Here is a 22,386-nt window from a genome sequence, read left to right on the forward strand (position 1 = left end):
CGCCTAGTTTGCCTGCAGCCGGCCGTCAGGCCCGAGCAGTTGCAAGGAGAAAGACAATGTTGTTCAAGACCGTTCTAGCCGTCATCGGCAGCAAGGATCAGGCGGCCGACATTCACCGGGCGATCGAGGTAGCGACGAAGCTCGGCGCGCATCTGTCCGTGCTGGCGGTGGATCTGTCGCTTCCGCCGACGGTGGGGGATTATCCGGTCGGCACCGCCTGGCTGGACAATCGCGTCGAGGATATCAAGGCGCTGCACGAAGCCGCCGACAAGGCCAAGGCCGCCTGCGAAACCGCCGGCATTCCCTTCGATCTGGAGCGTTATTACACCGAAAAGGCCTTCCTGGCCGATACCGTGTTCCGCCGGGCCCTCTATACCGATCTCGTGGTGATGGGCGACAAGACACGAGCCGTTTCGGCCATCCTCAATTCCGTCGTTGATGGCGCGGTCTTCGATGCCCAGCGGCCGATGCTGCTGCTGCCCGGCGCCGACCGGCCGGTGGAGAAGGTGAAGACGGTGATGCTTGCCTGGAATTCGCGCGCCGAAGCCGGCCGTGCGGCACGGGAGGCGATCGATTTCCTCAGCAATGCCGAGAGCGTGCATGTCGTCCTCGTCGATCCGGACGCGTCGTATCAGGCAAGCGGCGGCGAACCGGGCGCGGATGTGGCGGCTTTCCTCGCCCGCCACGGGGTCAACGTGACCGTGGATCAACTGCCGAGCGGCGGTCGTCCGGTCGAGGATATTTTGAGAAACCATGCGGTCGAGATCGGCGCCGATCTCATCGTCATGGGCGCCTATGGCCATTCGCGGCTGCGCGAGCGCGTGTTCGGCGGCGTGACACAGTCGATGCTGGAGAACCCTCCGGTACCGGTGCTGATTGCGAGGTAATCAGCCCAGTTCGAGTGTCGTGACGCCAAAGACGAGGCGCTCTTCCAGGCGGGGAGGGGCGCCTCGATACATTCGTGCCGTATCGAAACCACGGGTAAAACCGAAGCCGGCAAGATGGTTGGAAAACTCCGCCTGATCCTCCGGCACGTCGATCGAGATGAGGCCGTGTCCCGCCTCGCGGGCAAGAGCAGCAAACAGCTGTTCTGCCTCCCGCGGCGTCTCCGCAAACAGCGGGCCGATCTTGAAGCCCTCGTGGCAGGGCCGCAGCACCCCATAACCTGAGAATGTCCCATCCCGCACCAGCGCGCGTGCCATGCGCGGCGGCTTCAGCCATGCCGCCAGAAAATTCTGGCGCGGGGCGGGGAAGGCGCGGCGGTCGAGGATATCGATTGCCGGGAGACGCTCATCCGTGACGGTGACGATATCGCGGGATGCACTGGTGAGCGCCGGAAATCGCCCGCTCCAGCGCCAGGTGCGATAGGCGGGCGCAAAACCCATCGCCGCATAATTGCCCTGCTGGGCCGGCACGCCGTCAAGCCCGATGGTGCGGCCATCAAGCGAGGCCATGGCATAATCCCAGACCGCTCGGCCATACCCTTTTCCACGACAGTCCGGGCGGCTGATATAAAGGCCGATGAAGGCGAAATCCGTGCCGTAGCGGACGGCGGAAATGCCCGCGACCATCCGCCCATTGATGAAGCTGCCGAAGAAGCCGCCTTCGTCTGCGGCAAGGAAGGGGGCAGCGTCCGCCAGACCCGGATTCCAGCCCTCCGCCTTTGCCCAGCCGAGAAGCTCTTCAACCTCGGGCAGAGTCAGGGGGCGGATCTCGGCTGGCATCATGCGGTCACCGCCTTCGGTTCGAACGGTTCCAGCAGCCCGTGATAGGGCTTGGAAATGGGAAAGGCATAGGCGCCGCGCTTGGCGGTGGAAAGTCCCATGGTGATCAGGGCTTCGGCCTGCTTCACCGCCGCCGCCACGCCATCGACCACCGGCACGCCGAATTCGCGGCGCAGCTCCGCCGTCAGGTCCGCCATGCCGGCGCAGCCGAGCACGATCGCTTCCGCCTTGTCCTCGCGCAGTGCTGCGGCAATCTCGTTGCGCAGCCGGTCGCGGGCGTTCGACTGCGGATCTTCCAGCGACAGGACCGGAATATCGGCGGCGCGCACTTTTGCGCGGCCCGTCATGCCGTAGCGATGCACCAGATGCTCCAACGGCAGGCGGGAGCGCTCCATCGTCGTGACGATGGTGATACGCTGGGCGATGAAGGAGACGGAGGCAAGTGCCGCCTCGCAGATGCCGATGACCGGAATGCCGGCGAGTGCGCGCGCGGCATCAAGGCCGGTATCGTCGAAACAGGCGATGATGGCGGCCTGTGCGCCGGCCTTTTCGCCACGGGCGATTTCCAGGAGCAGGCCCGGCACGGCGAGCGCTTCGTCGTAATAGCCTTCGATCGAAACCGGCCCCATGGAGGAGGTGGCGGCGATGATCTCGGTACCGGGGGCGGCGACACGGCGCGCGGCATCGGCGGCGGTTGCCGTCATGGTGGCCGTGGTATTCGGGTTGACCAGCAGGATTTGCATCAGCGGCGCGCCTGGCTGCGGCGGTTGAGCGCCACGATGAGGCCGAGCGTGCCGGCAATCACGAGGAAGGAAAAGACGGTGGTGACGGTGCCGAGCGCATACAGCACCGGCGTCGTGACATTCGTCGTCATGCCGTAGATTTCGAGCGGCAGCGTGTTGTAGGTGCCGGACGTCATCAGCGTCCGGGCGAATTCGTCATAGGAGAGCGTGAAGCCGAAGAGGCCGACGCCGACGAGCGAGGGTGCGATCATCGGCAGAACGACATGGCGAAACGTCTGCCAGGAGGTGGCGCCGAGGTCACGGGCTGCCTCCTCGTAGGAGGGCGAAAAGCGGTTGAAGACGGCGAGCATGATCAGCACGCCGAAGGGCAGCGTCCAGGTGAGATGCGCGCCGAAGGCGGACGAATACCAGGCCGGCTGCAGGCCAAGCTGCGAGAAAAGGACGCCGATGCCGAGCGAGATGATGATCGACGGCACGACGAGGCTTGCGACCGAGAGATAGAAGAGCGGTGTGGCGCCGACGAACTTGCGGCGGAAGGCGAGACCCGCCAGCAGCGAGACCACCACCGTCACGACCATCACCATCAACCCGAGCGCCAGTGAGCGGCGGAAGGAGCCGCCGAAATCACCCACCGCCTGTGTTTCGAAGAGGTTGGCGAACCAGTGCAGCGAAACGCCGTTCAGCGGAAAGGTGAGTCCGCCATTTTCGCCCTGAAAGGAGAGGATGACGATCGCCGAAAGCGGGCCGTAGAGAAACAGCACGAAAAGGGCAAAGACGACAGCGAGGATATAGAATTCGCGGGAGCGCTTGTCGGCATACATCTTAGAGCTCCTTGCGGATATCGACGATACGCAGGATGCCCGCGACCATCAGGAGAACGAGGACGAGCAACACCACGGCATTGGCGGCGGCGGCCGGATATTGCAGAAGCGACATCTGGTTCTTCATCATCAGCGCAACGGAGGCACTCTGGCCGCCGGACATGACCTGCACGGTGGAGAAATCCGCCATCACCAGGGTCACGACAAAGATGGTGCCGATCGCCATGCCGGGTTTGGCGAGCGGGATGATGACGTTGGTGAGCACCTGCCAGCTCGTGGCGCCGGCATCCCGCGCCGCCTCCACCAGTGATTTGTCGATCCGCATCAGCGTGTTGAAGATCGGCGTCACCATGAACAGCGTGTAGAGATGCACCATGGCGAGCACGACGGCGAAATCCGAATAAAGCAGCCATTCCACCGGTTCGGAGACGATGCCGGCATTTACCAGGCCGGAATTGATCAGCCCGTTTCGCCCGAGCACCGGGATCCAGGAGATCATGCGGATGATGTTGGAGGTGAGGAAGGGCACGGTGCAGACGAGGAAGAGCACCATCTGCATGGCGGTGGTGCGGATGTGGAAGGCGAGGAAATAGGCGACCCAGAAACCGAGGACAAGCGTGATCGCCCAGACCATGAAGGCGTATCTCAGCGTGTTGAAATAGGTCTGCCAGGTGACCCAGGAGCCCAGCGTCTCCTCGTAGTTCATCATCAGGAAATCGGGATACATCTGGGCAAAGTCGTAATCCCAGAAGCTGACGACGATGATCATCAACAGCGGCAGGGCCAGGAAACAGCCGAGGATCACCGTCAGCGGCGTCGCCTGCAGGTAGGAGGCGAGCTTCGGCGAGATACGGAAGTCCCGCTTCGGCCTCGGCGTGCCTGCGCCTATGAATCGGACTGTCGTCATTAATCTTCGTCTCCCACAGCCGAGGCTAGCCCCGATGTTGTCATGTTGAGGGGTGCCCCTCATCCCCCTGCCGGGACCTTCTCCCCGCAAGCGGGGAGAAGAGGAAAGCCGCACTGCCTTGCCTCCCCATAAACGGAAGAGACATCCGACCTGGTTGCCGCAACCGCGTCCCCTCTCCCCGCATGCGGGGAGAGGGTTAGGGTGAGGGGCGAGCGCCCTTTGTGCAGATCTTACGCCGCGATAAACTCGTTCCAGCGGCGGACCATGTAGCGGTCCTCGTCCATGACGGAGTTCCAGCAGGCGACCTTGCCCATGCGGTCCTCGAAGGAGCCGCCGTCGCGCACGGCGCCGGCCTTTTCCATCACCTTGCCTTCCGGCGAGAGGATTTCGCCTTGGGCCGGCTTGCCTTCGATCCAGTAGCCCCATTCGTCGGCGCTCATGAAGCCCTTGGCGGTTTCCATGCAGGCCGAGTAGTAGCCCTGGCGGTTCAGGTAGCCACCGACCCAGCCGGAGGTGTACCAGTTGATGTATTCGTAGGCTGCATCGAGCTGGGCGCCCTTCAGGTGCGAAGCGAGGCCGAGACCACCGCCCCAGGAGCGGTAACCTTCCTTCAGCGGCTGGTATTTGCAGGCGATGCCCTTGGAGCGGACGGCGGCCACCGCCGGCGACCACATGGACTGGATGACGACTTCGCCCGATGCCATCAGGTTGACCGACTCATCGAAGCTCTTCCAGAAGGCGCGGAACTGGCCGGCCTTCTTCGCCTTGATCAGGAAGTCGATGGTGGCATCGATTTCCGCCTTCGTCATGTTGCCCTTGTCGGCATACTTGATGTTGCCCATGGCTTCCATGATCATCGCGGCATCCATGATGCCGATCGACGGGATGTTGAGGATCGAGGTCTTGCCCTTGAAGGCCGGGTCCATGATGTCGGCCCAGGTGGTGATCTCGCGGCCGACGAGGTCGGGGCGGATGCCGAGCGTGTCGGCATTGTAGATCGTCGGCATCATGGTGAAGTACTGGGTTTCGCCCTTGGCGAATGCCTTGTCGCCCGGCTTTTCGACGTAGCCGACGGTGTGCGGGGCGGTGCCTTGCGCAATGACGCTGTCCGGCTTCAGCTTGCCGTTCTTGAACAGCGGAACGACCTTGTCGTAATATTTCAGCTTCTTGACATCCATCGGCTGGATGACGCCGGTCGGGTAGACCTTCTTCAGGATCCAGTATTCGATGTCGGCGATGTCGTAGGAGTTCGGCTGGGTGACGGCGCGCTGGGCGGCGGCGTCCGAGTCCGTCGCGGTCATTTCGAGCGTGATGCCGAGGTCCTTCTTGCACTGCTCGGCAATCGCGTTGATGTTCGAAACGCCGGTGCCGAACTGGCGCAGCGTGATGTTCGACTGGGCCCAGATGGTCGGGAAGCCGGTGATGGCGCCCGAACCGGCGGCGAGGCCGGCGGCGGCAGAGGCGGTTTTCAGCAGGCTGCGGCGCGTGATGCCGGCCGGCGTCTTCTTGGTATCGGTCATGCCATGTTCCTCTCTTTTGTGGTGTGTCAGCACGGATGTTATTGTTGGTTAGTGGGGCCGGCCGAGAACGATCACGTCTTCGGGCGCCCAGGACAGCTGGATGGCTTCGCCCACCTTGACGGGTGTCGCGAAGAACATCGTGTCGCTGAGGATGGCCGTGAATTCCTCGATGCCGGCGCCGGTGGCGACGAGTTTGACCGAAGAACCACGGTATTCGATGTTGGAGATGGTGCCGGTAAAACCGAGACCGGTTTCCGCCGCCTCGCCGATCTTCACCCGGTCGGTGCGGATGGCGATGTCGATGGGATCTCCCTCGGGCGTGCCGCTTGCCGGTGCCCAGAAACTGCCGCCGGACGGCACGGAGAGCACCGTCTCCATCATGTTGGAGGTGGTGACGCGCCCCGAGATCACGTTGTGATCGCCCATGAAGCGGGCGACGAAGGCGGTCGCCGGCTGCTCGAAGACGGTACGCGGCGGAGCGGCCTGTTCAATGCGCCCGTCATTCATCACGACGATGATGTCGGCCAGCGCCATCGCCTCTTCCTGGCTGTGGGTCACGTGGACGAAGGTGATGCCGAGCGAGGTTTGCAGCTTCTTGAGTTCGGCGCGCATGCGGATCTTCAGGAAGGGATCGAGCGCCGAGAGCGGCTCGTCGAGCAGAAGCGCTTCCGGATCGGTGATCAAAGCGCGGGCCAGCGCCACGCGCTGCTGCTGACCGCCGGACAGCTGCGCCGGACGCCGGTTCGCATAGGGCTCCAGCTGCATCAGCTTCAGCATGTCGAGCGCCTTGGCGCGCCGGGTGTCCTTATCGACGCCCTTCATCTTCAGACTGAAGGCGACGTTGTCGATCAGGTCGAGGTGCGGAAAGAGGGCGTAGGACTGGAACATCATCGCCGTGCCGCGGGCTGCGGGGGCAAGATCGGTAACGTTCTTGTTGCCGAGCAGAACGTCACCGCTGGTGATGCTCTCATGGCCGGCGATCATCCGGAGCGTCGTCGTCTTGCCGCAGCCGGAGGGCCCGAGAAGGCAGCAATAGCTGCCGGCCGGAATCTTCAGGCTGATCGCGTGAACGGCCGTCGTCGTTCCATAGGTCTTGGTGACGGAGGCGATTTCGATCTCTGCGGCTTTCGTCATGCATGTCTCCCCTGAGGCAAACATATCCATGCATCCCGCGTGCCAGTTTGACTTTTTCGGTAAAACAGCCGGATCATGCCGCATCAGCGGGCAGTGCCTCATCGGTGTGCACAGAAGCAATGCAGGGACTGCACAAGAAATCGGCGGATCGTGTACTATGTGATGGCCGTATCGTATTCAATCCGGCCGCTTCGGTTCAACGAGCCCTTGCAAATCACCTTGCCCGGGGTACAAATACGACAGAAGCAGGATTTCCGATGAACATCAGCGAAAAGATCTCACCCTTCGATGTCGTGCCGGACGACCGGGTTCTGGCCATTCGCGAGGCCTTGCGCAACGCCATCGTCGATCGTCGCCTGGCGCCGGGGATGAAGCTGGTGGAAAGCGAAGTGGGGGATCTGTTCGAGGCGAGCCGTACCGTCGTCCGGGCGGCGCTGCAGATGCTGACCTTCGAAGGGCTGGTCAAGACGGAACGAAACAGGGGCGCTTTTGTATCCAATCCGACGCCGGAAGAAGCACGCCAGGTGTTTGCCTCCCGGCGGCTTCTGGAACCCGGCATCGCGGCGTCCGCCGTCGAGCGCGTCACCGATGCCGATATCGATGCTTTTCGCCACCATTTGCAGGAAGAGGTCCGCTTCATGAACGAGCGGGGGCCTGCCGCGCGGCGGGCGGAGATCAAGGCATCAGGCGATTTCCATCTGATGCTCGCCAGTGTGGCCGGCAACCAGATCCTGCAGCGCTTCATGGATGAACTGGTGGCGCGTTCCTCGCTGGTCATAGCGCTCTACGGCAGCACGGGTGTTTCCCGCTGCGGCCATCATGAGCACGCCGATATCCTGGAGGCGCTGGAAACCCGGAATGCGGAACGGGCCGCCGCCCTGATGCTGCACCATATCGATCATATCGAGGCGGACCTCGATATCCGCGTGCGCGACGGACTGGCGCTCAAGGATGCGCTGGATATCTGAACCGGTCGTCGCTCCTTTGACGAAGCTCCGAACCTGGACATCAAAAAAGGCCCCGGAACCGGAGCCTTTTCTCTTGGCGTCTTGTCGCGATCGCGATCAGGCGGCGCGGCTGTAACCCTGCGCCTGTCCACCGGCCTGGGGCAGGCGGAACTGGCTGAGAAGCTGCAGCAGGGTTGCCGCTTCGGTCGAGAGCTGGTGCGAGGTGGCCGTTGCCTCTTCCACCATGGCCGCGTTCTGCTGCGTGCCCTGGTCGATCGCGTTGACGGCGGTGTTGACCTCCTGCAGTCCGACAGACTGTTCGCGGTAGGCTTCGGCGATTGCCTGGACGTTCGAGGTGATCTGCTGCACCTGATCGACGATGCCTTCCAGCGCCTTGCCGGTATCGCCGACGAGAGAGACGCCGTGTGCGACCTGGGAGCTGGACGTGTTGATCAGGTCCTTGATCTCCTTGGCGGCCTTGGCGGACCGCTGGGCCAGTTCGCGGACTTCCTGTGCAACGACCGCAAAACCCTTGCCGGCTTCCCCGGCGCGGGCGGCTTCGACACCGGCGTTGAGTGCGAGCAGGTTCGTCTGGAAGGCGATCTCGTCGATCACGCCGATGATCGAGGAGATTTCGCCGGACGACTTCTCGATGGCATGCATGGCGTCCACGGCGGAGCGGACGACACCGCCGGAGCGGCGGGCGTCTTCGCCGGTCGTTGCCACCAGGCGGCGGGTTTCCTCGGCGCGCTTGGCACCGTCGCGCACCGTCGTGGTGATTTCTTCCAGCGCTGCGGCGGTTTCCTCGATCGAGGCCGCCTGCTGCTCGGTGCGGCGGGCAAGGTCGTCGCTGGAGGACCGGATCTCGTTCGCACCAGCGCTGATCGCATGGGCATTGCTGCCGACGAGTTGCATCGCCTGGGCGAGCTTGTCGAGCGAGTGGTTGAAGTCGGCGCGCAGGCTGTCAAGCTTCGGCGTGAACGGACGGTTGATGCGGTGCGAGAGATCGCCATCGGCGAGCGCCTTCAGGCCGTTGGCCAGCATCTGGACAATCTCGGCCAGCGTGCCGGCTTCTTCCGCCTTCAGCGCCTCGTTGGCAGCGCGTTCCTCTTCGGTCATGCGGCGCGCCGCTTCGGCCCGGCTTTCCAGCTCGCCGCGTTCCAGCGCATTGGCGCGGAAGACTTCGACGGTCTTGGCCATGGCGCCGATCTCGTCGCGGCGCTCGGTGCCGTCAACCGGAGAGGTGGCGTCGCCGGAGGCAAGCGCTGCCATGCGCGACCGCAGCCGTTCCATCGGCGCGGTGATGCCGGCGCGGGCGACGTAGACGGCAATCGCGATCGTGGCGAGGATGCCGATCAGCAGAGTGGCCATGCTGGTGGTGATCACGGCGTCGGTTTCGGCGGAAATGGCTTTGCCGCCACCTTCAACCATGCCGGTCAGCGTCGTGTTGTTGGCGCCGGACTTCGTGGAGAAGCTCGCTGACATCGCGTCCAGCGAACGGACAAGGGCAATCGCCTCATCGTTCTTGCCGGCTTCCTTTGCGGCGACGACCTTGTCGTAAACCGCCTTGAACTGGTCCATCAGGCCGAGCAGTTCGTCGGAGGCGGGTTTTGTCTGCGGCACCTTTGCGGAGATATCGACGAGCTTCGTCTTGGCGCCATCGAGGTTGCGGACAAAGGCAGCCTTGCCTTCGTCATAGGCAGGCGTGCCGACATCGTTCAGTGCGACGCGGGTGATGGCGTTGACGGCTGTCCACATGCCGGCCGAGGAGCGCGCGCCCAACACGGCTGCCGATGCCTCGTTGGCAATGAAGTGCGCGTAGCGATCGTTTACGGAGTCGAACTGGTTGCTGACATAAGAAACGCCGGCGACGGAAAAGAGACCAAGAAAGATGATGACGGACAGAATTTTTGTCCGGATCGCGAGATGACCTAACATCAATGGACCTTCAAAAACAGAGGAACGCGCGTTTCCGGCCCCCTGCCGGCAGCACGCTTGTGAAGAAGGCAAGACTGAACGGTGATGTGTGGATTCCCCGGTATGCCCCCACCTGAGATAAAGTGCTCAAAAGGTTAACCCAGCGTATAAGAATGAAAGAATGGCTGCATAAATTTACGGTCATTGCGGGGACGGAAGATCACGCCGACACTTTTCCGCCGCACTGACTGTGATTACAGTGATGGAACCCGAATCTGCATTGTGCGTTCAAGCCGGGCGTAGAGACATCGGGTGCCGAAGCAGAGCGGCCCCAAGGAGGAAACATGTTGAAGGTGATCCATGCCGCCGGCTTGGCCCTTGTCGTGACGGTTGCAGGTCTTGCAACGACGTCGCCCGTCCGGGCACAGGACATTGAACTGCGCATCGGGCCGGATGGGGTTCGCCCGGTCATCCGCGATCCGCGTCAGCCGGAATATCGCGGCGACGACCGCCGCCGTCCGCCACCGCCGCCGTCGCGGGGCTGCAGCGAGCGCGAAGCCCGTGCCGCCGCCCGCGAAGCCGGCCTGCGGGATCCGGAAGTGGTCCGTGTCACGCCCGGCCGTGTCGTGGTCGAAGGTTATACCCGCCGTGGTCCGCAGCGCATCACGTTCGCCAACGAGCGTGGCTGCCCGGAGCTGTGAAGCTTCGGCTTATCCACCATTCCTTGAAGCCCGGTTGACGCCGGGCTTTTTGCTGCCTTGAGATTGACGCGAGGCGGTGCAAAAAACGCAAGCATCATCCTCATCTTCTTCTCAACCTCGAGATCCTGCCCATGCCCTTCTCGCTTTCTCCCGCGGCCGTCTGGCCGATCGTGATGCTGTTTGCCTCGAATGTGTTCATGACGTTTGCCTGGTACGGGCATCTGAAACACAAGAGTACCGCGATCTGGATTGCGATCGTCGTCAGCTGGGGCATTGCCTTCTTCGAATATTGCCTCGCGGTGCCGGCCAACCGCATCGGTTCCGACGTCTATTCGACGGCGCAGTTGAAGACTATCCAGGAGGTGATCACGCTCCTGGTCTTTTCCGGCTTCTCGGTGTTCTGGCTCGGCGAGAATTTTACCTGGAACCACGCCATCGGCTTTGCGCTGATCGCGGTCGGCGCATCCTTCATCTTCCGGGGGTGATGCGTGCCATCCAGGCCCGCTCCGTGGCCGGCGCCTCGTCGGTGGTGATCTGGTCTGGCTTCAGCGCCATCAGCGTGGAAAACTGCTGCCACTCCGTATCGCTGAAGCCGGCGTGTCGCCTCTTCAGGTTATAGGTCCAGGCATCCACCGTCCGCCCGGCATCGTGGCAGAGGCCGATGAGGTCGAGACCCGCCTCATGCGCGTTCAGGATCAGCGGCCAGGAGAGGTAGATCATCTCCGGTTCGGTCGGTCCCTGAAGATCGGCCGTCAGCTCCGCTTCCACGGCGGCGATGTCCCCCGTGGCCAGAATGTCCACCAGTTTGTCGGTGGGATCGATGCCGCGAGGGATCTCCGGCAGGCGGTTCTTGATTGCGACGATCAGGTCGAGATCGCGGCCCGAGACGATGATCGAGCCGCCCGCCTTCGAAAAATGTTCGGCGAGGTGATCGAGCCCGCGCGCGCCGATCGTCGTCAGCCGGTCCTTCATGTCGAACTGCAGAAGCGCCTCCGGATGCGCCTTGGTGAGAAGCGAGGCTAGGTCTTCACCCAGGATGGGAGCCGTGCCGCCCGCCCGCATGCGAAGAGACCGGATGGCTTCGCCGGAGCTCTCGCAGACCAGGCCTTGGCCGCTGGTTTCGCCTGAAAGATCCGCATCATGCAGCACCACGAAGCCGCCATCGCCGCGCACGCGCAGATCCAGTTCCATGGAGGCGCCGAGGACAAAACCGAGCGCCATGGTTTCCGCGGAAAACAGCGGCGCATCGAGGCTGAGGCGCAGGCGATGCCACTTGAGACGGGTGCGATGCCCGGCGTGGAAGAGATCAAGACCGGGGGGCATGTCGCTCATGGTGTCCGATTGTCCGTCGATTGGCGTTCAAGTGTCGTGGGGTGCGGTGCGGTTTGTTCCCAAGGGGTGAACCGCACATTCCGTTCCATCGATAGAGGATAAGAGGTCCGGACGCACGATCTCGTCCGGCCTTTCCTGCAGGACTATTGCCTGTCGTGCATGACAACGCTGTGATCGGAATAGCTGGAGGCGAAATTGACGTCGTAGAGAGAGCGCCACGGAAGATGGCCGATTTGGGAACATCGGCCTCCGCCTCCAGTTGGGCTATCGATTCCAACAGATGAGGTTTTCCATGGCACAGCAACATCCGACGCCGCCGTTTCCGCAGGGCAAGATCCCGATGCCTGGCACCACCGGGCAGATGAACCCCGTCCCGGATCACGGCGAGCAGTCCTATCGTGGTTCGGACAGGCTTGCCGGCAAAAAGGCGGTCATCACCGGCGGCGATAGCGGCATCGGACGTGCGGTGGCCATCGCCTTTGCGCGCGAGGGCGCCGATCTCGTCATCGCCTATCTGGACGAGGATGAGGATGCGAAGGACACGCAGCGTCTTGTCGAAGAAGCGGGCCGCAAGGCGGTGTTGGTGCGTGGCGACCTGCAATCGGCCGATCATTGCCGCCAAGTGATCGATACCGCGGTGTCCGAACTCGGCGGGATCGACATCCTGGTCAACAATGCGGCGCACCAGGCCACCTTCTCCTCCATCGAGGAGATCCCGGACGAGGAGTGGGAGCTGACTTTCCGCGTCAACATCCACGCCATGTTCTACCTGACGAAGGCCGCCGTTGCCCACATGAAGCCCGGCAGCGCCATCATCAACACCGCCTCGATCAATTCCGACAGCCCGAACCCCTCGCTGCTCGCCTATGCAACGACGAAGGGCGCGATCCAGAACTTTACCGCCGGTCTCGCCCAGCTGCTGGCGGAAAAGGGCATCCGCGCCAATGCGGTGGCGCCGGGCCCGATCTGGACGCCGCTCATTCCCTCCACGCTGCCGGAGGAATCGGTCAAGAATTTCGGCAAGCAGGTGCCGATGCAGCGCCCCGGCCAGCCGGCGGAGCTCGCCACCGCCTACGTGATGCTCGCCGATCCGCTGTCGAGCTACGTATCCGGCGCGACCATCGCGGTCACCGGCGGCAAGCCGATCATCTGACGGTCGGTGACGAGGACCTCTTCCCATAACGGGAAGGGGCCGGACTGCTGACACGTGCCTTGTGCCCTATTTCGTCATGCTCGGGCTTGTCCCGAGCATGTCCAAATAATTGATTTTATTCGATTTTGATAGATCCTCGACACAGGGCCGAGGATGACGCCGCGTGTTGGCAGGTCGGCCTCTCAACAAACTGAGCCATCCGAACAAGGACTTGGGGCTTGCCTCAAGCGCTTGTCTTGGCATGGACCTTGATCAATTGGCTGCTTCGCCGACGGGAGGGGTATGGCTTCCAGGTCACACCAGCTCTCATAAAAGGGCAAAGACCCAACTTCGTGCGGTCTCCCCCTTTGTGCGGAAGATGGCGGCAGCCAGAGGGGCCGGGCCCCGTAAGATCGCAGCGTCAAATCGGTCGCCGCCCCTCAGCTATGCCGCCCCACATGGCGGGCGAGGTCCTCGAAATTCACCTCCGCGCCCTTTTCCGCCGCCTCGTTGGCGGTGATCAGCAGCCGGATCGGAAAGGCCACCGCCTTTCGATGCGAGTCCGAAACGCTCGCCGGCTCAGGGTCCCGCAGCACCGTGCGCTCGGTCTCCAGAAGCGTCTCGTGGATTTCCTCATGCGTCAGAAGCTGTTTTTCGACCAGCAGGCGGTTCATGGCCGCGACGGCGAGATAGAGGCCTTCCAGTTGCGGATTGGCGGTGTTCATTCCTTCACTCCGGTTGGGTGGTCGCGGGCAGCACCGACGCCACGTTTTCATCGATCAGCCGCGCGCCGCGCTGGCGGGTGAGATACCGCCAGATCCACTGGATGGTAACGAGCAGGCGTTTTTCGAAATTGACGAGCAGATAGACATGCACGAGCGCCCAGAGCAGCCAGGCGAGCCGGCCCTTCAGCTGCCAGCGGCCAAAATCGAAGATCGCCGCGTGCCGGCCGATGACGGCGGTGTTGCCGCGATTGTGGAAGTGGAAGGCGCCCGGCTTGCGACCGTCCAGAAGCTCTCCCCGCAGCGCGTGCCCCAAAAACTGCCCCTGCTGCTTGGCGACCTGGGCAAGCGCCGGCAGCGGCTTGCCATCCTCGCCGAGCCCCAGCGCGGTGTCGCCGATTGAAAAGATGTCGGCAAAACCCGTGATGCGCAGGTCCGGATCGACGGGAATGCGCCCGCCGGCCTTGCCTTCGATCCCCAGCCAGCCGGCAGCGGGTGAGGCTTTGACGCCAGCGCCCCAGATGACGTTGCCGGTGCGGATGGTCTGGCCGCCCGCCACCACGCGGTCGCGGGTCACCTCATCGACCCGCTGCCCGGTCGTCACCTCGACGCCCATCTTCTGCAGCTCTGCGGCCGCATAGGTAGTGAGGTTTTCCGGGAAGGCGGCGAGAATACGCGGGCCGGCCTCCACCAGCAGCACACGAAAATCCTCCGGCGCCAATTTCCGGAAATCGCGGGTGATCATGAAGCGGCCAAGCTCGGCAATCGCGCCGGCCATCTCGACGCCAGTCGGCCCGCCGCCGATGATCACGCTGGTGAGGAGCGCCTTCTTCTCCTCCGGGTCGGTGGAGAGTTCGGCACGCTCGAAGGCAAGCAGCAGGCGCTGGCGGATCAGCCGCGCCTCGTGGATGGTCTTGAGGCCCGGTGCCGCGGCGCGCCAGTCATCATGGCCGAAGTAATTGTATTCGGAGCCGGTGGCGATCACCAGGCGGTCGTAGGAGACGGGAAGGCCATGATCGACCAGCACGGTCTTTGCCACCGGATCGATGCCGTGCACCTCCGCCAGCATCACCTTGATGTTGCGATAGCGCCCGAGCGAACGGCGGATCGGCTCGGAAATGTCTGCCGGCGAAAGGGCGGCGGTGGCCACCTGATAAAGAAGCGGCTGGAAGAGATTGTGATTGCGACGGTCGATGACGGTGACATCGATCGCACTGTTGCCGAGCGCCCGGGCCACCGCCAGACCGCCGAAGCCGGCGCCGATGATGACGACGCGCTGTGGACGTGACGGGGCGGTGCGTGGTTCGGCTCCGCCTCTCAGGATCGCCATGTCGGGATTGATGCTCATGAAATGTCCTTTGCCGTCGCGTCGTCGGAAAGACCGCGCACTTCGGCCGAACCGCCTGATCTGCCGAAGGTTCCAGCGGAGGGCGGCGGAACCTTCGCGGCAGGTTTGCGTTTTTCAAGCGGAACAACTCGGAGCGTGAAAATGAACAGCATCGTTTGGCTCGTGGGAGCCGTCGTCATCATCATCGCCGTTCTCAACCTTGTCGGTTTTGCCTGAGCGGCGAAACCATAACCCCATTCAGGAGGGACTCATGAACAGCATCGTTTGGCTCGTAGGCGCCGTCGTTATCGTCGTTGCCATTCTGTCTTTTGTCGGCATCGCCTGATCCCGTCAGCACACCCAACACAAAAAGGCGCTCGCCCCCTCGGCGGCGCCTTTTTTCATGCCGTTTTGCAGCCGGTAGCGAACTTAAGGGTGCGATGGCCTCTCGCCGTCGGACGACGAGAGGCCGCTGAGCGGTTCAGCCTTTGATGAGCACCGAGACGGGAGCCTCCAGGATTTCCAGCGCAAGCTCGGCTCCCGCGTCGATCTGCTGGTCGCTCAGCAGGTCGCGATAGGTGCCGCCGCCGAAGACCTCCGTCAGGGAAACGGTGGTGCCAGCCCAGAAGGAGGCCTCCGGCAGAGCCTTGGCATCGCGGATGGCGGAGAACAACAGCCGCGGCGCGATCACCACGATCCGTTGGTCCTGGAAACGCCGGCCGAAGGCCACCACATGGTTTGCCGCCCGACCCGAGACCGGCAGCGGCACGTAATCACCCGTCCGGAACAGCTCCGGATGGTCGCGCCGCAGCGGCAGGATTTTGCCGACCACCTGCTGCTTCAGCCGACCGTCCAGCCAGAGCGCCGGGTCCGAGGTGTCGGCTTCTCTATCGAGCCCGGCGGTCAGGCGGGCAAAATCCGGCATGCGGCGATTGTCGGGATCGACCAGACTCAGGTCCAGGCCTTCGCTGCCCTGATAGATGTCCGGCACGCCGGGGGCGGTGAGCTTGATCAGCGTCTGCGTCACGCCGTTGACGGCGCCTGCGAGGAAGACGGTTTCCATGCGGCTGACGAAATCGCGGCGGAAGTCCGCGGCCTCTGGCGAAAACAGGTGCTGCGCATAGGCCGTGACCGCCTTCTCATAGCCCTGGTTCTGGTCGTTCCAGCTGGTGCGCAGCTTTGCTTCGCGCAACGACTTTTCCAGATAGGGGAGGAAACGCTCCTCGAGGGCCTTCAGGCCCTCGGTGTCATCCGGTCCGAGATCCTCCGGCCAGACGCCGATCAGCGCCTGGTAGATCAGCCATTCGACGGCCGGCTCCGGAGCGGGACCGTCGTTGAGAGAGACGACGGCCTTGGCGTTCATCCGGCGCCAGTCCTCAAGCGCCGCCTGCCACAGGTCCGGAGCTTCCGACAGGGCATAGAGACGGGCGCGGGCATCTTCGCCACGTTTCGTGTCGTGCGTGGAGGTGGCAGACAAGCCTGCGGGCTGGCTCTCCTGGCGCGCCTTCATCTCGGCATGGAAGGCGTCAAGGCCGAATGTTCGGCCATGCGGCTCCGAGCCCACCTCGTTCAGCGCCAGCAGCGGGTTCAGGCGGTAAAACAGCGTGTCCTCGATGGATTTCGCCATCAGCGGACCCGTCAACTGCTGGAAGCGGGTGCGGAACATGCGCGCGGTGGCATCGACGCCCTGCCTCACATCGCCCAAGAGGATACGGCCGAGGAAGGTCAGAGCCTCCGGTTTCGGCGGTTTCGGGCTTCGCCCAACCGTCTCCATCACATCGGTCAGCCGCTGGCGGTCGGCGAGAGCGAGGCCGATCTCGTTGCCATAGGTGCGGTAGACCGGGAAGGCGATCAGCAGTTCCCGAAGCGCCTGGCGCAGGTCGTCCTCCGAGAGGGTCTGTGCATCCGCATCGTCGCCGGCAATCTCTGATGCAAGGTCTAGCAACCTGCGGCCTTCACCCTCGAAGTTTACGTCCGCCATCAGCCCCTTGGCGGCGCGCAGTTCGGCTCCGAAATCCACCGGCTTGCCCGTCACGTCCGCATACTGGCGGTTAAAGGTCTCCACCGTCTCCGGGGCCAGCATCACGTCGGACAGGGCGGCGATGAATTCGTAACCGGTCGTGCCGGAAATCGGCCAGCTCGAGGGCAGGTGCTCGCCATGCGCCAGGATTTTTTCGACGGTCAGATAACAATCCGGCCCGACTTCTAGCCGCAGCCGGTCGAGATAGGCGCCGGGATCGGACAGGCCATCGACATGGTCGATGCGCAACCCGTCCACCTTGCCCTCCTTCACGAGATCGAGGATCAGCCGGTGACTTTCGGCAAACACGGCCTCATCCTCGACCCGCAGGCCGGCAAGGCCGGTGATCTCGAAGAAACGGCGGTAGGAGAGGTCCCGTGGTGCATCGCGCCAGGAGATCAGCCGATAGGGCTGCGCTTCATGCAGGGCCTGGAGCCGGCGCTGATCCTTCGCCTGTTCGGCCAGCGCCGCATCCAGCCGGTCGGCCTTGGCACTTTCCGCGAGCGCCCGCATCGCCTGATGGAAATTCTCTTCCCGCTCGGGGTCGGCCTTGGCCGCCAGGGCGCGGATTTCGTCTGCCACCGGAAGTGCGATGCCCTCCAATGCCTGCGGATAGGTGGACGGAGAGAGCGGGTAATGGCTGTCGAAATAGCCGAGCGCCAGACAGCCGGCCTGGCGATCCAGAACGAGGGTCAGGTCGCCCTGAGCAAGAACCGTGACGAAGTCATCGCCCAGAAAGGGCAGGGTCAGGCGTTTCGTCCAGTTGACGTCGAAGAAACGGGCATAACGGCTGTCACGACCCCATTCGATGATGCTGCGCCACCAGCGGTTTTCGAGCCCTGCCGCCATGTGGTTCGGCACGATGTCGAGGATGAGGCCGAGCCCCGCCTCTTTGAGCGCTGCCGACAGCCGGTCGAAACCCTCGCGTCCGCCAAGCTCCGGATCGATCTTGTTGGCATCCGCCACATCATAACCATGCGTCGAATCCGGCGCCGCGGTGAAGATCGGCGAAGCGTAGAGATGGCTGATGCCGAGCCGCTTCAGGTAGGGGACGAGTTCAACGGCACGGTCGAAGGTCATGCCGTTGCGGAACTGAATGCGATAGGTGGCGGTAGGGATCGTCACGCTGGGCTTCTCCTGCGGGGGGCGTTGGGTGAGGAAGGGCAAGTAACGCCACCCAACGCCGGGGGAAGATTGCGGTTCCCGGCGCGGCCATCGCGTCTAGTCAAAATGCAGGGGCTAAGACCTGCTGCCGGCGCCGGAGTGACCTGCTCAGCGTTCGGGATTGTCGGCATTGGCCATCGGGCTCGGGCGTCCGTCAGCGCCGTCTCCATCCAGCCGTTCGTCCAGATCTTCGAGATCGGTTTCGACGAGATAGGTATCACCGCCGCCTAGCCGGGAGGCTTCCTGTACGGCCTTGAGGTTCGTGTTGTCCTCGCGTGCATGCAGCGCATCTTCGGCGCGTTCCCGCCCGTCTTCGGCAAAACGGCGCGAGCCTTCGTCCGTCATCTTCTCACGGGCATCCATATTGTCCTTCATGGCCATGTGGCTCGTCCTTTCATGATCTGCGGCGCGGCATTTGCCGCCTGCCACCAACAACCCCCGGCACCGCTATCCGGTTCCGCACCCCGCATCAGGCGCGGGGGAACGAGAGTGGCGCCGTGCGCGTTCGGCGAGAGGTCCAACCCCAGGGAGACAGCCGATGCCGGCAAAATCCAAGGCACAACAGAAAGCGGCGGGAGCGGCCCTTGCCGCCAAGCGCGGCGAGATCAAGAAGAGCGAGCTTCAGGGCGCCTCCAAGGGGATGGAGAAATCCATGTCCGAGAAGGAATTGCACGACATGGCGGCGACCAAGCGCAAGGGCAAGCCGGAGCATGCCTCCAAGAGCTGAGGTGACTGGCTTGCCGGATCGAACACCATAACATCCTCTTCATCTTGAACCGGCCGACGTCATCCCCATATGGAGCTCGACCCGGTGGTCCGGGCCCCTCTGGTGGAAGATCGGCGCTTTCACGATGTCGGACCTCTTCAAACGGCATTTGACGCCGACAGAGGATAAACGACATGCTTTCCGATATCGCAGCCTGGTTCATCACGATGGCGGTGCTCAACCCCGTGCAGGCGGAGGTTCAGACGCGTCTCGATCAGGTCAATGCGTCGGCTCAGGCCGCCACACAGGTGCAGCAATGCATCACGACGCAGGCGCCACTGCTGATCGAGCGGGCGGCCAACGAGCCGTCCTGGGCGATCAAGACCGTGATCGGCGTCTCGGTCGGCTGGACCTCACCGGTGACGCTTCTCGATGTTCAAGATCCGAATTGTGCGGCCCTTGCCGCCCTGCTGCAAAGTGGCGAGCAGGAGAGCGAGCAGTCTTAAGCCGCTGAGGCTCTAGAGACGGAGCGGCAAAAACCGCTCCGTCCGAACGCGTCATGCGCCGGCGTAACGGTCGCGCAATGCTTCGAACTTTACCAACTGCTCCGCCACCAGTTCGCGGGCCTCGTCGCGCTTGACGAAGACCTTGAACATGGCCGAGCCCTTGGCGTTCATGAACCAGACCGAACAGGACCGGCGGCCATGAAAGGCACGGTCGACGAAGGTGATGCCGGCGCAGTTGTCCTTGCGGATATGACCGCCAATCGGGCTGTCGCCATGGATGTTGAACCAGCCGTGGCCTTCGCTACCGGCCGGGAGCGAACCGGTGGCTTCCAGCACGATGTCATCGGTATGGACGATGAACAGGATCTCGCCCCAGCCGGACATTTCTGTCCAGATCGCTTCGAATTCCGACACATCGGCGGTTGTTGCTGCACCCTTCGGCAGGATGGCGAGGACTTCTGCCGGCGTTACCTCTGCCTTGGCGGCAATGGCTTCCACCACGCCATCCGGCTTTTCGGCAAGGGCGGCCAGAGCCCGCTCGCGGCGCTCGACGGGAGCGGTGGAAAGAGCCGTCACGCTGCTCATGCAGCCTCCGCGCGGTTGCCTTTGGCATCTTCGTGAATGATCACTTCAAAACCTTCGAAATGGGGGCCGGAGAGGTATTCGACCTTGCCCTTGTTCTCGCCGGCGCGTGCATGGGCGGCGCGGAACTGCTCGGATTTCGTCCAGGCGGTGAAATGCTCCTGGGTTTCCCACAGCGTATGCGAGGCATAGAGCGTGTGGTCCTCATGCTTCGGGCCTTTCAGCATGTGGAATTCCAGGTAGCCCGGCACCGTCGAGAGATGCCGCTCGCGCGTGCGCCACATCTCTTCAAACGCCTCTTCGAAACCCGGTACGACGCGGAAACGGTTCATTGCGATATACATGGATCAGCATCCTCTTTTAAGTGGTGTGGTATTCTCAAGATATCTGTTGCCCCGGCTCTTGAAAAGCCCTAAACCGGATGAATTATCTCCAGTTTTATGCGGGAGCGGTGAGCCTCGACGAGAGGGCTTGTCGTCCCGCAGATTCAGGCGTCGAGGCAAAACGATATGACGATGCGCACGGTTTTCAAAACAGGTTTTCTGGCGGTTCTCGTGAGCGGAGGTCTGAGTGTCGCGCCGGTGCTGGCGTCCGATGCCGCGAACCCGTCCGCCAAACGGATCGTCTCCATCGGCGGCACGGTGACGGAGATCCTCTACGCACTGGGTGCTGGCGACCGGGTCATCGCCCGCGATTCGACCAGCAGCTTTCCGGTGGAGGTGATGAAGAAGCCGGATATCGGCTACATGCGCGCGCTGTCACCCGAAGGGATTCTCGGCCAGTCGCCGGACCTGATCCTGTCGGAGGATGGTGCCGGCCCGCCGGATGCGCTGGCGATCCTGAAGGCGAGTGAAATTCCCATGGTGACGATCGACACGCCGCCGGACGGTGCCGCGATCGCCAGGAAGATCCGGGATGTGGGCGCCGCGGTCGGTCTCGCCGACAAGGCGGAAACCCTGGCGGTGAAGACCGATGCAGATCTGGCGGCGCTGGCGGGCGAGGTGAACAAACTGCCGCAGCCCCGCAAGCGGGTGCTGTTCGTCTTGTCCGTCGCCAATGGCCGCATCATGGCTGGCGGCAAGGACACGGAAGCGGGTGCGATCATCGAGATGGCCGGCGGCGTCAACGCGGCCGAGGGTATCACCGGCTACAAGCCGCTGACGGATGAGGCGGTGATTGCCGCCAAGCCGGATGTCGTGCTTGTGATGCACACCGGCAATCACGGCGTCAAACCTGAGGAGGTGTTTGCGCTTCCCGCCTTCCAGTCCACGCCGGCGGCCGCCTCCCAATCTCTCATCCGCATGGATGGCCTATTGCTTTTGGGCTTTGGCCCACGCACGCCGGAAGCGGCGCGCAGCCTTGCCTCGCAGCTCTATCCGGGGAGCTTCTGAGCCATGCGGTCTGAGGCGTTGCGGCTCAGTCTCGGAACAGACGACGGCGACCGCTCGCGTCAGGGCGTTCTATGCATCGTCGTTCTTCTGCTCCTGCTCGCCATCGCCTGCCTGATTTCGCTCGGCAGCGGCCCGACGGGTGTCGATCTCACCCATTTGTGGCTCTATCTCACCGGTCGCGGCGATCAATTGGCGCTGCAGGAGCGTGTGGTGCTGGAGGCGGTGCGCCTGCCGCGCACGGCGCTCGGACTTCTGGTCGGCGCGGGGCTCGCAATCTCCGGTGCGATGATGCAGGGCCTGTTCCGCAATCCACTGGCCGATCCGGGCGTGGTCGGCGTCACCTCCGGTGCCGCCCTCTTTGCCGTTGCCGGCATCGTTCTGGGCGGCGGTCTGCTGGCGCCCGTCTCCATGGCGCTTGGCAGCCATTTCCTGCCGATGATGGCCTTCTTCGGCGGGCTCTTCAACACCTGGCTGCTCTATCGCATCGCGACCCGCGGCGGCCGAACCCACACCACCACGCTGATCCTCTCCGGTATCGCCGTCGGCGCGTTGAGCGCCGCGATGATGGGACTTTTCATCTTCGTCGCGGATGACCGCCAACTGCGCGACATTACCTTCTGGAGCCTCGGTTCGCTCGGGGGCGCCACCTTCAGCCGCGTCGTGTCAGTCCTTCCTTTCGTGGCGCTGGTGCTTGCGATCATTCCCTTTGTGGCCCGTGGTCTGGACGCGCTGATCCTCGGCGATGCGGCGGCCTTTCATTTGGGCATTCCGGTGCAGCGGCTGAAGCGGTTGGTCATCCTCGCCGTCGCCGCCGCCTGCGGGGCAACGGTTGCGGTCTCCGGCTCGATCGGCTTCGTCGGCATCGTCGTGCCGCATCTCTTGCGCCTCGTCATCGGCCCGTCGCACCGGTTCCTGCTGCCGGCCTCCGCGATCGGCGGCGGGGCGCTGCTTCTGGTGGCCGACAGTGTCGCCCGCACGATCGTCGCACCCGCCGAACTGCCGATCGGCATCATCACCGCTCTCTTCGGTGCGCCGGTTTTCCTGATGCTGCTTCTCGGCCGCCATGGGGCGCGCCGCATGGGAGATTGAC

The 22,386-nt window shown here is 63.4% G+C and carries 24 protein-coding genes; 9 read left to right on the top strand and 15 right to left on the bottom strand.

The features are described from left to right. The first annotated feature begins 56 nt into the window (after positions 1 to 56). Positions 57 to 887 carry a universal stress protein gene (locus G6N78_RS10055; RefSeq protein WP_165217963.1) on the top strand — a complete coding sequence of 277 codons (831 nt, stop codon included), beginning with the start codon at positions 57 to 59 and terminating at the stop codon, positions 885 to 887. Here G6N78_RS10055 and G6N78_RS10060 read toward each other — a convergent pair whose 3' ends face one another. The 6 genes from G6N78_RS10060 to G6N78_RS10085 all read right to left on the bottom strand — a co-directional run bounded on the left by G6N78_RS10060 (position 888) and on the right by G6N78_RS10085 (position 6,849). Next, on the bottom strand, positions 888 to 1,727 hold the full coding sequence (locus tag G6N78_RS10060) for a GNAT family N-acetyltransferase (protein ID WP_306416191.1): 840 nt from the start codon (positions 1,725 to 1,727) through the stop codon (positions 888 to 890). Continuing rightward, positions 1,724 to 2,467, bottom strand: a complete 744-nt coding sequence (locus tag G6N78_RS10065) for an aspartate/glutamate racemase family protein (RefSeq protein ID WP_165217965.1) — start codon at positions 2,465 to 2,467, stop codon at positions 1,724 to 1,726. The genes G6N78_RS10060 and G6N78_RS10065 overlap by 4 nt, the downstream gene beginning before the upstream one ends. After that, complete coding sequence (locus tag G6N78_RS10070) at positions 2,467 to 3,288, bottom strand: ABC transporter permease (protein ID WP_165217967.1); 822 nt, start codon at positions 3,286 to 3,288, stop codon at positions 2,467 to 2,469. Before G6N78_RS10070 ends, G6N78_RS10065 begins: the two co-directional genes overlap by 1 nt. 1 nt (position 3,289) lies before the next feature. Further along, positions 3,290 to 4,195, bottom strand: coding sequence for an ABC transporter permease (locus tag G6N78_RS10075; protein WP_165217969.1), 906 nt, complete (start codon positions 4,193 to 4,195; stop codon positions 3,290 to 3,292). A 230-nt stretch (positions 4,196 to 4,425) separates the two neighbouring features. Further along, entirely contained in the window at positions 4,426 to 5,715 is a 1,290-nt protein-coding gene (locus G6N78_RS10080; protein WP_165217971.1) for an ABC transporter substrate-binding protein, read from the bottom strand. A gap of 48 nt (positions 5,716 to 5,763) precedes the next feature. Beyond that, a complete protein-coding gene (locus tag G6N78_RS10085) occupies positions 5,764 to 6,849 on the bottom strand; it encodes an ABC transporter ATP-binding protein (RefSeq protein WP_165217973.1) in 1,086 nt (361 codons plus the stop codon). Positions 6,850 to 7,106: 257 nt separating this feature from the next. Between G6N78_RS10085 and G6N78_RS10090 the strand changes: the two genes are divergently transcribed. Further along, positions 7,107 to 7,817 carry a GntR family transcriptional regulator gene (locus tag G6N78_RS10090; RefSeq protein ID WP_165217975.1) on the top strand — a complete coding sequence of 237 codons (711 nt, stop codon included), beginning with the start codon at positions 7,107 to 7,109 and terminating at the stop codon, positions 7,815 to 7,817. A gap of 96 nt (positions 7,818 to 7,913) precedes the next feature. On the opposite strand, the gene G6N78_RS10095 is transcribed toward G6N78_RS10090, so the two are convergent. Beyond that, a complete protein-coding gene (locus G6N78_RS10095; protein ID WP_165217977.1) occupies positions 7,914 to 9,734 on the bottom strand; it encodes a methyl-accepting chemotaxis protein in 1,821 nt (606 codons plus the stop codon). A 323-nt stretch (positions 9,735 to 10,057) separates the two neighbouring features. On the opposite strand from G6N78_RS10095, the gene G6N78_RS10100 reads away from it, so the two are divergent. Further along, positions 10,058 to 10,414: a hypothetical protein gene (locus tag G6N78_RS10100; protein ID WP_165217979.1), complete on the top strand. Its 357-nt coding sequence runs from the start codon at positions 10,058 to 10,060 to the stop codon at positions 10,412 to 10,414. A 131-nt stretch (positions 10,415 to 10,545) separates the two neighbouring features. Further along, positions 10,546 to 10,899: a DMT family protein gene (locus tag G6N78_RS10105; RefSeq protein WP_165217981.1), complete on the top strand. Its 354-nt coding sequence runs from the start codon at positions 10,546 to 10,548 to the stop codon at positions 10,897 to 10,899. Here G6N78_RS10105 and G6N78_RS10110 read toward each other — a convergent pair. After that, complete coding sequence (locus G6N78_RS10110; RefSeq protein ID WP_165217983.1) at positions 10,883 to 11,746, bottom strand: glycerophosphodiester phosphodiesterase; 864 nt, start codon at positions 11,744 to 11,746, stop codon at positions 10,883 to 10,885. The genes G6N78_RS10105 and G6N78_RS10110 overlap by 17 nt on opposite strands. A 340-nt stretch (positions 11,747 to 12,086) precedes the next feature. On the opposite strand from G6N78_RS10110, the gene G6N78_RS10115 reads away from it, so the two are divergent. Then, on the top strand, positions 12,087 to 12,899 hold the full coding sequence (locus tag G6N78_RS10115) for an SDR family oxidoreductase (RefSeq protein WP_165221599.1): 813 nt from the start codon (positions 12,087 to 12,089) through the stop codon (positions 12,897 to 12,899). A gap of 419 nt (positions 12,900 to 13,318) precedes the next feature. Here G6N78_RS10115 and G6N78_RS10120 read toward each other — a convergent pair whose 3' ends face one another. The 5 genes from G6N78_RS10120 to G6N78_RS10140 all read right to left on the bottom strand — a co-directional run bounded on the left by G6N78_RS10120 (position 13,319) and on the right by G6N78_RS10140 (position 18,492). Then, entirely contained in the window at positions 13,319 to 13,603 is a 285-nt protein-coding gene (locus G6N78_RS10120) for a hypothetical protein (protein ID WP_165217985.1), read from the bottom strand. Positions 13,604 to 13,607: 4 nt separating this feature from the next. After that, positions 13,608 to 14,948: an NAD(P)/FAD-dependent oxidoreductase gene (locus G6N78_RS10125; protein ID WP_234905774.1), complete on the bottom strand. Its 1,341-nt coding sequence runs from the start codon at positions 14,946 to 14,948 to the stop codon at positions 13,608 to 13,610. After that, on the bottom strand, positions 14,945 to 15,133 hold the full coding sequence (locus G6N78_RS10130; protein WP_165217987.1) for a hypothetical protein: 189 nt from the start codon (positions 15,131 to 15,133) through the stop codon (positions 14,945 to 14,947). Before G6N78_RS10130 ends, G6N78_RS10125 begins: the two co-directional genes overlap by 4 nt. Positions 15,134 to 15,408: 275 nt before the next feature. After that, positions 15,409 to 18,072 carry a malto-oligosyltrehalose synthase gene (treY, locus tag G6N78_RS10135; protein WP_165217989.1) on the bottom strand — a complete coding sequence of 888 codons (2,664 nt, stop codon included), beginning with the start codon at positions 18,070 to 18,072 and terminating at the stop codon, positions 15,409 to 15,411. Positions 18,073 to 18,219: 147 nt separating this feature from the next. Beyond that, a complete protein-coding gene (locus G6N78_RS10140) occupies positions 18,220 to 18,492 on the bottom strand; it encodes a DUF2309 domain-containing protein (protein ID WP_165217991.1) in 273 nt (90 codons plus the stop codon). A 157-nt stretch (positions 18,493 to 18,649) separates the two neighbouring features. On the opposite strand from G6N78_RS10140, the gene G6N78_RS10145 reads away from it, so the two are divergent. Further along, positions 18,650 to 18,838, top strand: a complete 189-nt coding sequence (locus G6N78_RS10145; protein ID WP_165217993.1) for a DUF3008 family protein — start codon at positions 18,650 to 18,652, stop codon at positions 18,836 to 18,838. 173 nt (positions 18,839 to 19,011) lie between these two features. Then, positions 19,012 to 19,323, top strand: coding sequence for a hypothetical protein (locus G6N78_RS10150; protein WP_165217995.1), 312 nt, complete (start codon positions 19,012 to 19,014; stop codon positions 19,321 to 19,323). Positions 19,324 to 19,374: 51 nt separating this feature from the next. On the opposite strand, the gene hutX is transcribed toward G6N78_RS10150, so the two are convergent. Together hutX and hmuQ are read right to left on the bottom strand one after the other, a co-directional pair. Continuing rightward, positions 19,375 to 19,908 (bottom strand): heme utilization cystosolic carrier protein HutX, encoded by a 534-nt coding sequence (gene hutX / locus G6N78_RS10155; protein ID WP_165217997.1) that lies wholly within the window; start codon positions 19,906 to 19,908, stop codon positions 19,375 to 19,377. Beyond that, the gene (gene hmuQ, locus G6N78_RS10160; RefSeq protein WP_165217999.1) at positions 19,905 to 20,249 is read right to left on the bottom strand and encodes a heme-degrading protein HmuQ; all 345 of its coding nucleotides are present in this window, start codon (positions 20,247 to 20,249) and stop codon (positions 19,905 to 19,907) included. Before hmuQ ends, hutX begins: the two co-directional genes overlap by 4 nt. A 165-nt stretch (positions 20,250 to 20,414) precedes the next feature. On the opposite strand from hmuQ, the gene G6N78_RS10165 reads away from it, so the two are divergent. Both G6N78_RS10165 and G6N78_RS10170 read left to right on the top strand, forming a co-directional pair. Beyond that, positions 20,415 to 21,296, top strand: coding sequence for a heme/hemin ABC transporter substrate-binding protein (locus G6N78_RS10165; RefSeq protein WP_370691396.1), 882 nt, complete (start codon positions 20,415 to 20,417; stop codon positions 21,294 to 21,296). A gap of 3 nt (positions 21,297 to 21,299) precedes the next feature. Continuing rightward, positions 21,300 to 22,385, top strand: coding sequence for a FecCD family ABC transporter permease (locus G6N78_RS10170; RefSeq protein ID WP_165218003.1), 1,086 nt, complete (start codon positions 21,300 to 21,302; stop codon positions 22,383 to 22,385). The last annotated feature ends 1 nt before the right edge of the window (position 22,386 follow it).

The organism is Allorhizobium pseudoryzae (assembly GCF_011046245.1).
Taxonomy (GTDB): domain Bacteria; phylum Pseudomonadota; class Alphaproteobacteria; order Rhizobiales; family Rhizobiaceae; genus Neorhizobium; species Neorhizobium pseudoryzae.